Consider the following 8,970-nt stretch of genomic DNA (forward strand, 5'->3'; position numbering starts at 1 on the left):
TCGATTAACTTTTGTGGTTGAAGCGGCCCAGTTTCTTCAACACACCTTCTAAAAAATCAATTTCTAATGCCTGCTCACCGATTTTTGCATGTAGTTTTTTTAGATCGATGGGTGGTTCTGTTGGAGCTTTTGATTGATCGAAAGCTTGCGAGGAAGCTGAAATCAGTTGATTTTTCCAGTCAATAATTTGGTTTTGATGAACATCAAATTCAGCACTCAATTCAGCAAGTGTTTTTTCTGCTTTAATCGCAGCAAGTGCTACCTTAGCTTTAAAGTCATTTGAATGATTTCTTCTTGGTCTACGTGTCATAAAATACTCCATATATTGATGTTTATAACATCATTTGGGGAGCAAAATATCACTTATAAGTGTTGTTCAAATTTCCTGATCCACCTCTACTTGAATCTTCTAGATCACCAAATCGTATAGCAACATCTATTTTATGCTCTAATAAATCAATTACATGATCATGACTAGTTAGTTCAATACTGATCTTTGGATATCGTTCTATAAACTCTGGTATTAATGGAATAATTACATGCAATACAAACGGTGTTGCTGAATCTATTTTAATTAAGCCTGTAGGTTCAGTACCTGGATTAATTAACAACTCTTCAGCTTCATTCAAATCAGAAAGTAATTTTCTTGCTCTTTCTAAAAAAATTTTTCCATCATAGGTAAGGTTAAGGCTACGGGTTGTACGTTCGATTAATTTAACATTTAATTTTTTTTCGAGGCGTTGTAATGTGCGACTGATAGCAGATGTTGTTTGATTTAATTGTTCTGCTGTTTTCACTATAGAGCCACAATCAGCGATCGTAACAAATACTAAAAGTTCATCAAATGTAGATTTCATATCTAAGTAAATCATTAATAAAAAATAATTTTTAATTATATATCAATTTTAATTATTAACAATTAATCAATAATGTTTTGTTAATAATTGCATTTATGTTGATGGATCTTAAATTTATATTGTACTTCTCTATTTAATTTGGGATGAAGATGAATAATATTTTAATTATCAATGGTGCTAAAACTTTTGCCCATTCTAATGGTGAATTGAATGATACCTTGACAATTTTAGCAGAAGAAGTATTAACCGAATTAGGTCATAAAGTTAAAGTTACGCGTGCTGATAGTGCTTTTGATCCAAAAGAGGAGGTAAAAAAATATCTTTGGGCTGATGCTATTATTTATCAAATGCCAGGCTGGTGGATGGGTGCACCATGGACAGTAAAAAAATATATTGATGATGTATTTACTGAAGGTCATGGTCATATATACGCAAATGATGGTCGTTCACGTTCGGATACTTCTAAAAAATATGGTTCGGGAGGTTTAATGCATGGCAAAAAATTTATGCTGTCATTAACTTGGAATGCACCTGCTGAAGCATTCACTGATCCAAAACAATTTTTTGAGGGGAGAGGTGTAGATGGGGTTTATTTGCCTTTTCGAAAAGCCAATGAGTTTCTTGGTATGCAAAGCATGTCAACATTTATTGCTCATGACGTCATCAAAGCACCAAACGTACCACAAATAAAAGATGACTATCGCCAACATTTGATCCGTAATTTTCCTGCATCAGTGATATAGAGGTAAATGATGTTAACAATTATTGCTGAAATTAAAATAGAACCCGGTTCAGAGCATCTGCAACATGTAATCAATTCATTCAAGGAGATCACACCAACAGTGCTTGAAGAAGATGGTTGTTTTGGTTACGAATTACTTATTAATCATGAGAGTCATGCGTCTTATCAGGCGCCATTGAAAAATACAGTCGTTATGTTGGAAAAATGGAAAAGTATCAAGCATTTAGATTCCCACCTTGCAACCGTACATATGCAAGAACATCACTTTAAGATAAAAGATGATGTTCTTGGTGTTGATATCCGAATTTTAGAGAATGGATTTTAATCAAATTATTATATTCATTTATGAGTTTCTCTAAAATTAACATAATACACGTTATACGAATCTAAAATGTTAGAACCCATTTAAAGTGTCTATATTCTCACCAATAAAAATGTCGGTGGTGTATCAAAAAGTATGCTAAAAAAAAGCAGGTTGAATTTTGATAAAATAGAGAAATGCAAATAACTCTAGAAATCAAATGTCCAACCTGCCTCAGTGACAGTATAAAGAAAAATGGCATCAAAGTAGATGGGAAACAAAACTACCAATGCAAAGACTGCAAACGTCAGTTTATTGGTGACCATGCTCTGAGCTATCTAGGATGTAATTCTGGCATTACTCGTAAAATATTACAGTTAATGGTCAGAGGCAGCGGTATACGAGATATCGCTGAAGTTGAGCGCATTAGTATCGGTAAAGTCTTACGGACTTTAACTGAATCGGCCTATCAAATTCAGCCTAAACAAAGTCATTATGAATCTCTCGAAGTAGATGAATTCTGGACTTTTGTTGGAAATAAAAATAATAAACAATGGCTTATTTACGCCTACCATCGAGAAACAGGTGAGATTGTTGCTTATGTTTGGGGTAAGAGAGATTTAGCTACAGTCCAAAGGTTGAAGACAAAGCTTAAACAATTAGGTATTCACTACACCCGAATTGCAAGTGATCATTGGGATAGTTTCATCACTGCTTTTAAAAACTGCAAGCAAAGTATTGGTAAGTTTTTTACTGTAGGAATTGAAGGTAATAATTGCAAAATAAGGCATCGAATAAGGCGTGGTTTTAGAAGAAGTTGTAATTTCTCCAAAAAGCTTGAAAACCATTTTAAAGCCTTCGACTTAACCTTCTTTTACATCAATAATGGCTTCATTTAATGTCAGCATACTTTTTAAAACACCACCAAAAACTCTACTATAGCATTTTACAAGTCAATCTCTTGCTTAAAACCCTACTTATTCCATGGAATAAAAGCAGACAAGATAAAGATCAGCCTTGTTCCAAAAGCTGTTTCAGTACAATCACATGGTTATAATCTATGCTCTTGGCTGCAGTAATTAAAGTGACTTGTTCCTGCTCAGCGATCTTCCGAATTTGCTGCAATGTCTTGGCTTGCTGAACAAGTTCCGCTGTATAGCGCTGTTGAAATATCTCCCAATGTTCAGGATCCTGCGCGTACCATTTGCGCAGTTCAGTCGAGGGCGTGATTTCCTTGGGCCACATATCAATTTGAGCATCCTGCTTTTTGATGCCTCTGGGCCAAAGTCGATCGACCAGAATCCGTTTACCATCTGACGCTAAAACTTCGGCATAGGCACGCTTGATTTGAATTTGCATGGGTCATCTATTTATTGATCTGGAATTTCGGCATTGACCAATAAAGTCAGCAATTGCAAGGATTCCTGCCATCCCAGATAACAGGCCTCTGCCGGAATCACATCTGGAATACCCGATTGGGTGATATGCACTTCCGTGCCCACAAAAACCGGGTGGAGCTGAATCGTGACGTCAATTTGACCGGGTAAGTTTGGGTCGTCGAACTGGTCGGTATAGCGCAACAACTGGTTAGGCATAATTTCATGATAGGTTCCGCCAAAAGACTGGCTGGTACCGGTGGTAAAATTGCTAAAGGACATTTTATAGCTGCCTCCCACTTTCGCATCAAGATGATGGACTTTGGCGGTAAAACCATGCGGCGCCATCCATTTCACCAAGGCATCAGGATCTGTAAAGGCTCTAAACACCCGTTCTGGGGGTGCAGTGAATACACGGTGAAGTTTGACTGTACTGGGCATTTGTTTTTCTCACTTTTTGTTGTTTTGTGTGCTTAAGTCTACTGCTGTTGATTCCTGGCTCTGTATGGCTTTGGTATGACATTCAGAGTGGATTTTCACTGCATTTAGCTCTACTGAAAAATGCTCAACAGCTTCCAGAATATTTCTACATTAAAAACAGCTGTGCTCAAGCAGATAGCTTTAATTTAATTCTGGCATCCGAACATAAACCCCTTAATCCGGCATGTCATCAATCTGATGCGGTTCTGTACGCGGCTGGGTATTCATGCGATGCCTAAAAGACGATGAACGTTCATATGCCTGCATACGCACCCGCATAATGGAACCCAATGGCTGATGTTCTGTCACGCCATGCCAAGGGTTAAAAGACAGCACGTCATCGGAATACACCCGACGTGCCGGACTGAAAGTATCCTGTTGGGGAAAGTGCAAATGACCAATGACCTGATGCGGTGATTCCTGTTCTTTCCACAGCACAGCCGCATCCTCGACGGGCATAGTCCTCAAATCGGTACATAGCTGCGCACGAATCACATAATCTGCCGTATACTTCTGAAAGAAATCCCGGACGATGTCACGAATAGCGGAATCATCATTGATTTGCATCTGGATACCGGTGAGTTTCTTCACCGAGTCAGATTCGGGTGCGACACTGATTTTGGCAATATAATCGCCATAACGAAGCGCTGCCATACTATGATAGGTTTCGCCCAATACATGATGCTGGCTACGCGCCAGACCTTTTAAGCTTGCAGGTGCGGGAAAGCCTGCGCGATTTACCAGATAATCTACGCCGCGCATCACCTGACGCAAGCTACGCATAACCGGTTCAGGCGCCTGTTCTGCTTCCGTAATAAAAGGCAGCATTTGCTTATATTTACGCACTGTTCCAAAAGTCAGCACCGGAATATTGACCATCAGAAAATCCTGATGATGACCATCGCTTGGATCATTCGGCAATAAGCGCTGTCCCGGCACATTTAAAATTTTAAGGGCGAAACCATGCGGAGCCGGAGTTTTATCGCTATGCAGATCGCCGGGCGCAGCCGATAGACGTACCATCACGTCATAATAGCCCGGATGAGCAAAAATCCCTTGAGCCAAATGAGCCGGCAAATTTTCAGGAACGGTCAAAATGCCTTTTAAGAAACCATGGGATTTTGCATGTGCATCACGAACCGCATGACGGTGCCGGTCAAAAACCTGGTTATTGGTCTGTGCCATCTGTTCTGTAATATGCAGAATATCCTCTTCTTCATTTTCCTGTTTTTGCTCTACTTCGGGACGATAGTTCACATAATTCGCACTCATACTTGCTTCCTTTTGATTTTTTGAATATGGATCAATTGCACTGAATTTTTTGTATTAATCTAACAAGGAGTTCGCTTTACAAGTTAATTCATTGGTTAATGCTTTGAGGGTCTTTGGTAAATACGACATGCAGACCGAGTCAAAGACCGATGAGGTGAAAAAATAGAGCACGTCAAAAATTGAAAAGTGATTTAACTTTGCAAGTTTCATGCTTATGCTTCGTCGGGAGATCCAGCTCATTTTCCAGGAAGATGAGTTTTGTTTTCGCTTTTAGCCTTTTTTTAGCTTAAAAAATCCTGAAGAGAGCCACCCTTGGCTTGTTGTAACTTGGCAATTTCCTCTAGCTTTTGGGTTTGCGCCTTGTCACTCGTCAGTGTCTGAATTAAATCGTCTGCAAGCTGGTTTAATAACACCAGATCATCTTCGCTCATCTGCCGAATTTGCTTATCCAGAACACAAAAGCTGCCTAACACCAGACCTTGTTTAGTACGTAAAGGTACACCGGCATAAAATTTGATTTTATTTCTGTTTAACTCCGGGTTATGGGTAAAACGCGGATCTCGGTCTATATCCTCAATAATCAGTGCTTCATTCTGATGAACCAGATGGGTACAAATGGATTCTTCCCGGGGAATGCGTGCCTCTATCGGATTTTGATTTTCATCTGCCAGCGGGCTGGCTGGGGTATTCACCCATTTTTCATCAACCAGGGAAATTTGCGCATATTTCACGTTAAATGCCTGGCAGGCTTCTTCAATATACTGCTGATAAATCAGTAAAGTTTCAGGTTGAAGCAATTGCAGTTCATGCAAGGCCGCCAAACGTTCCGGTTCATTTTCCGCAAGCAATTCACGTGCAGGATTTTTACCTTGTTGTAGCATCAGCGCATCAATGCTCAGCATCAATTCATTCACCGTGGATACCACGGCATCCGGTTGAAAACGGTTTTGAATCTCGTCCCGCAATTCATCGCTGACATTGCCCCAGGTGGCAAAAATAATTTTAATATTCGGCAGACGTTTACGGATGCGATGATTCAACAAGCGAATTTGTGCCAAAGGCTGCCGATAAAACATGGAAATGCAAAGCATCTGAGTATTTTCTGGCAAGGATTCAAGCACATCCATTTTTGATTGAATCAGTACTTCATTATGGCTTTGCGCGGCAATTTTTCTTAAGTTTAAACCATGGGCCAACATGGAAGATGCCCATACATCAATTTCCCAACGCGCCCCCAAGCACACCACTTGCGCAGGACCAGCTGTATTTGGAGCTGGGTACTTTTGCTGGAAATCATGATTAAACAACTTTAAGCCCTGATGCATTCTTAAACGGTGCTCGGCACTGGCTTCGGTACTATGTCCTTGCGAAAACAAACGAATGGCGGGAATGGCAACGTCGTCATAAAAGGCATTGACCTTACGAACGACGACTTCCTCACTGGGCTTTTTCGGCAATTTCTGTTGAATATAATCCTGGGCAACTTCAAGGGCATCCTCTACTTCATCGGCAACCAGGCGCTGGTAAAAGCGTTCCGGTGGCGTCAGTACCGGTTCGCTACCAATCAGGGTTTTGATAAATCCCAATGCCGGAATATAGTGAGCCAATACCAATAAACACGCCGTCAATGGCGTCGAGAGAATCAGTCCAGCAGCCCCCCATAGCGTAGTCCAGAATGTCGCCGCAAGAATAATCGCCAAAGTGGAAAGACCGGTACTTTCGCCATACAACCACGGTTCAATCACATTGTTACTAATCAGCTCGAGTAACAGAATCAGCCCAATGGTCCAGAGCACCATATTCCAGCCCGGATCAACCGCAAATGCCAAGGTAATGGGAAATAAGGCCGAGATCATGGGCCCGACATAGGGTAAAAAGCGCATTCCGATCGCGACAATTCCCCACATAATCGCAGCAGGCACACCAATCAGCCATAAGCCCACCGCCATGGGAATACCGAAAGTGACATTCACCAACAACTGCATCCGCAAATAGGTTCCAATCCGGTCTGCGGCATCATCCAGTGCATCTGTACCGACGTTTAAATTGCCGCCCAGCAATTTCAACAAACGGTCATGCAAGTCTTTGCGACTGAGTAAAATCAGTACCACAAACAGAAAAACAATCCCGACTGTGGCCAAGGGATGAAAGATCCTCGCGCCCCACTGCATTGCCGTTTCAGTGGTACTGGCTTGCTGCCCAACCACCTGCACCTGCTGCACCCCCTGGGTTTGTTCAACTGGAGTCACGTCCTATATCGAACTTTCTACCGTATCAATGGTCGTGATGGCGCCGTCCCATACACTCGGCCCAGAAGTAAAACTTTTGGTGGTGTTTCAAAAAGTATGCTGAAAAAAAGCAGGTTGGATTTTGATAAAATAGAGAAATGCGAATAACTCTAGAAATCAAGTGTCCAGCCTGCCTAAGTGACAGTATAAAGAAAAATGGCACAAAAGTAGATGGTAAGCAAAATTACCAATGTAAAATATGCAGACGTCAATTTATTGGTGATCATGCTCTCAGTTATCAAGGCTGTCACTCAGGTATCAAAACCAAAATATTACACCTCATGGTGCGAGGCAGTGGTGTCAGGGATATAGCAGAAATTGAAAGAGTAAGTATCGGTAAAGTTCTACGGACACTTAGCCAATCAAAATATCAACTTCGAGCACAGCAAAGTCATTATGAAACCCTTGAAGTAGATGAGTTTTGGACTTTTGTTGGTCATAAGCAAAATAAACAATGGCTAATTTATGCCTATCATCGAGAAACAGGTGAAATTGTTGCTTATGTATGGGGTAACCGAGATTTAGCCACTGCAAAACGACTTAAATTAAAATTGAAGCAGTTAGGTGTAAGCTATACATGTATATCAAGTGACCATTGGGATAGCTTTGTTACGACCTTTAAAGAATGCAAACAGTTGATTGGTAAATTTTTCACTGTGGGTATAGAAGGCAATAATTGTCGATTACGGCATCGAATCAGGCGAGGCTTTAGGAGAAGCTGCAACTTCTCCAAAAAGCTTGAAAATCATTTCAAAGCCTTTGATTTAGTGTTCTTTTATATCAATAATGGATTCGTTTAATGCCAGCATACTTTTTGAAACACCACCAAAATGTCTAGTTTATGATGGTTTTCACCATCATGGACTGGATATAAATATAGATGCTGATCACTATGTCTGACAAAGAAATTCAACGTCTTGCAGTTCTGCAAGACGTTCGAGATCATCGTATTACACAAGTCCGTGCTGCTGAAATCCTTAATCTTTCAACCCGTCAAATTACCCGGTTATTACAGAAGCTCAATCAAGATGGTGTTTCAAGTATGGCGCATGCCAGTCGTGGTCAACCGGGCCATCATCGCCATGACGATTTATTAAAATCAAAATGTCTTTCCATTATTTCTGAACATCTGCTGGGATTTGGACCTACCTTGGCCCATGAGAAGCTCAGCAGCATGTTTGACCTGAATATCCCGGTAGAAACGCTTCGGCGCTGGATGACTGCAAATGACCTCTGGATTCCACGATCCAAGCGCCTTAAACGTCCATATCAGCCACGTTATAACCGGGATTGCTTCGGTGAGCTAATCCAGATTGATGGCTCATATCATGACTGGTTCGAAGGACGCGCTGCTAAGTGCTGCTTGCTGGTTTATATCGATGATGCCACTGGAAAGCTGTTGCATCTGCGCTTCTGTGAGGCGGAAACGACCTTCGACTATATGCTTTCAACCCGAGCCTACATTGAACAATACGGTAAGCCTCTGGCCTTTTATAGCGATATAATTTTCAAATGAAGAAGCCTACACACAAAATCTACCGCACAACCAATTGGCCCGCATATAACCGAGCACTCATGAGTCGCGGAAATATTGCCATTTGGTTTGATCCTGCTACGCAATGGTATGCGCCATCAAAAGGCAAACAAGGGCGAA

Annotated in this window: 8 protein-coding genes and 4 pseudogenes; 6 read left to right on the forward strand and 6 right to left on the reverse strand. The window is 41.1% G+C overall.

The genetic code is table 11. The features are described from left to right. Window positions 1-322 (reverse strand): annotated as a pseudogene (locus F893_RS16000) (transposase); the annotation flags it as partial. Between the two features lie 76 nt (window positions 323-398). Further along, a pseudogene (locus F893_RS16005) lies at window positions 399-857 on the reverse strand (LysR family transcriptional regulator); the annotation flags it as partial. A gap of 149 nt (window positions 858-1,006) precedes the next feature. On the opposite strand from F893_RS16005, the gene F893_RS16010 reads away from it, so the two are divergent. The 3 genes from F893_RS16010 (at window position 1,007) to F893_RS16020 (ending at window position 2,799) form a co-directional block, all read left to right on the forward strand. Next, window positions 1,007-1,600: an NAD(P)H-dependent oxidoreductase gene (locus F893_RS16010; protein WP_005100727.1), complete on the forward strand. Its 594-nt coding sequence runs from the start codon at window positions 1,007-1,009 to the stop codon at window positions 1,598-1,600. Window positions 1,601-1,609: 9 nt separating this feature from the next. Beyond that, on the forward strand, window positions 1,610-1,924 hold the full coding sequence (locus tag F893_RS16015; RefSeq protein ID WP_004281786.1) for a putative quinol monooxygenase: 315 nt from the start codon (window positions 1,610-1,612) through the stop codon (window positions 1,922-1,924). 173 nt (window positions 1,925-2,097) lie between these two features. Beyond that, window positions 2,098-2,799, forward strand: coding sequence for an IS1 family transposase (locus F893_RS16020; RefSeq protein ID WP_004282344.1), 702 nt, complete (start codon window positions 2,098-2,100; stop codon window positions 2,797-2,799). A gap of 112 nt (window positions 2,800-2,911) precedes the next feature. Here the strand turns inward: F893_RS16020 and F893_RS16025 are convergent, their stop codons facing one another. The 4 genes from F893_RS16025 to F893_RS16040 all read right to left on the reverse strand — a co-directional run bounded on the left by F893_RS16025 (window position 2,912) and on the right by F893_RS16040 (window position 7,277). Next, a complete protein-coding gene (locus F893_RS16025; protein WP_004281785.1) occupies window positions 2,912-3,259 on the reverse strand; it encodes a DUF488 domain-containing protein in 348 nt (115 codons plus the stop codon). Window positions 3,260-3,270: 11 nt separating this feature from the next. Then, window positions 3,271-3,717 (reverse strand): SRPBCC family protein, encoded by a 447-nt coding sequence (locus F893_RS16030; protein ID WP_004281784.1) that lies wholly within the window; start codon window positions 3,715-3,717, stop codon window positions 3,271-3,273. Window positions 3,718-3,930: 213 nt separating this feature from the next. Beyond that, complete coding sequence (locus tag F893_RS16035; protein WP_005100728.1) at window positions 3,931-5,028, reverse strand: catalase family protein; 1,098 nt, start codon at window positions 5,026-5,028, stop codon at window positions 3,931-3,933. A gap of 281 nt (window positions 5,029-5,309) precedes the next feature. Beyond that, window positions 5,310-7,277, reverse strand: a complete 1,968-nt coding sequence (locus F893_RS16040) for an AI-2E family transporter (protein ID WP_004782579.1) — start codon at window positions 7,275-7,277, stop codon at window positions 5,310-5,312. Between the two features lie 137 nt (window positions 7,278-7,414). On the opposite strand from F893_RS16040, the gene F893_RS16045 reads away from it, so the two are divergent. The 3 genes and pseudogenes from F893_RS16045 to F893_RS17995 all read left to right on the forward strand — a co-directional run. Continuing rightward, window positions 7,415-8,116, forward strand: a complete 702-nt coding sequence (locus F893_RS16045; protein WP_004282341.1) for an IS1 family transposase — start codon at window positions 7,415-7,417, stop codon at window positions 8,114-8,116. Window positions 8,117-8,196: 80 nt separating this feature from the next. Continuing rightward, window positions 8,197-8,817: pseudogene (locus F893_RS16050) on the forward strand (helix-turn-helix domain-containing protein); the annotation flags it as partial. An 11-nt stretch (window positions 8,818-8,828) separates the two neighbouring features. Then, window positions 8,829-8,970 (forward strand): annotated as a pseudogene (locus F893_RS17995) (IS5/IS1182 family transposase); the annotation flags it as partial.

This window comes from Acinetobacter sp. CIP 102136 (assembly GCF_000369685.1).
In the GTDB taxonomy this organism is placed as follows: domain Bacteria; phylum Pseudomonadota; class Gammaproteobacteria; order Pseudomonadales; family Moraxellaceae; genus Acinetobacter; species Acinetobacter fasciculus.